This window comes from Streptomyces himastatinicus ATCC 53653, assembly GCF_000158915.1.
GTDB lineage: Bacteria > Actinomycetota > Actinomycetes > Streptomycetales > Streptomycetaceae > Streptomyces > Streptomyces himastatinicus.
The window spans coordinates 1,439,691-1,440,660 of the sequence record NZ_GG657754.1 but is presented as its reverse complement, the minus strand read 5'-3'; the positions used below and the strand labels follow the sequence as shown (position 1 = coordinate 1,440,660).

Sequence of the window (970 nt, the reverse complement as noted above, 5' to 3'; positions counted from 1 at the left end):
TCTGAAATAACGAACTGTGTTCTTTTCCGGTTTGTTTGTTTCATAGTGTTTCGGTGGTCATTGCGTTAGGGAAACGCCCGGTTACATTTCGAACCCGGAAGCTAAGCCTTTCAGCGCCGATGGTACTGCAGGGGGGACCCTGTGGGAGAGTAGGACGCCGCCGAACAATTTTTGGAAAAGGCCTTGTTGGGAGCTTCAAGCTCCCAACAAGGCCTTTTCGTATATGTCCCCACCTCCCCGGTGAGGGGCCCCCGTGGCACTACCGGTAGAGTCATGGGGCATCATCGGCTGATTCCCTCACAGGAGGCCCCCGGGTGGAGGTTCAGGAGACACGGGTCCAGACGGATCGTGTACTCACCATCCCGAACATCCTCAGCACCGCTCGCCTCTTCGGCGTACCGCTTTTCCTGTGGCTGATCCTCCGGCCCGAGTTCGGCGGGCCCAAGAGCGACCTCTGGGCCCTGCTGGTGCTGGCGCTCAGCGGGGTGAGCGACTATCTCGACGGCATGCTGGCCCGTCGCTGGAACCAGATCAGCAGCCTGGGGCGGCTCCTCGACCCCGCGGCCGACCGGCTCTACATTCTGTCGACGCTCATCGGCCTCACGTGGCGGGACATCCTGCCGCTCTGGCTGCCCGTGGTCCTCCTCGCGCGCGAGGTCGTGCTCGTTGCGATGGTGTGGATCCTCCGGCGCCATGGCTATCCGCCGCCGCAGGTGAACTTCCTCGGCAAGGCGGCCACGTTCAACCTCATGTACGCCTTCCCCTTGCTCCTTCTGAGTGATGGAAGTGGCCCACTTCACACGACCGCCGCTATTTTCGGATGGGCGTTCGCCGGATGGGGTACAACACTCTATTGGTGGGCAGGAGTCCTCTACGTGGTTCAGGTCCGCCGGCTGGTGAAGGCGGACGCCGCGGCCGACTGAGTTCGCCGTCGTGGGCAACCCAGGACCGGGTGCTCGTAGCGATTTCT

1 protein-coding gene and 1 rRNA gene are annotated in these 970 nt (G+C 62.3%); both read left to right on the top strand.

What is annotated here, in order from left to right; genetic code table 11:
* Positions 1-49: 49 nt before the first annotated feature.
* Positions 50-166, top strand: a 5S ribosomal RNA gene (gene rrf, locus SSOG_RS05465).
* Positions 167-314: 148 nt separating this feature from the next.
* Positions 315-923, top strand: a complete 609-nt coding sequence (clsA, locus tag SSOG_RS05460; RefSeq protein ID WP_009713209.1) for a cardiolipin synthase ClsA — start codon at positions 315-317, stop codon at positions 921-923.
* The last annotated feature ends 47 nt before the right edge of the window (positions 924-970 follow it).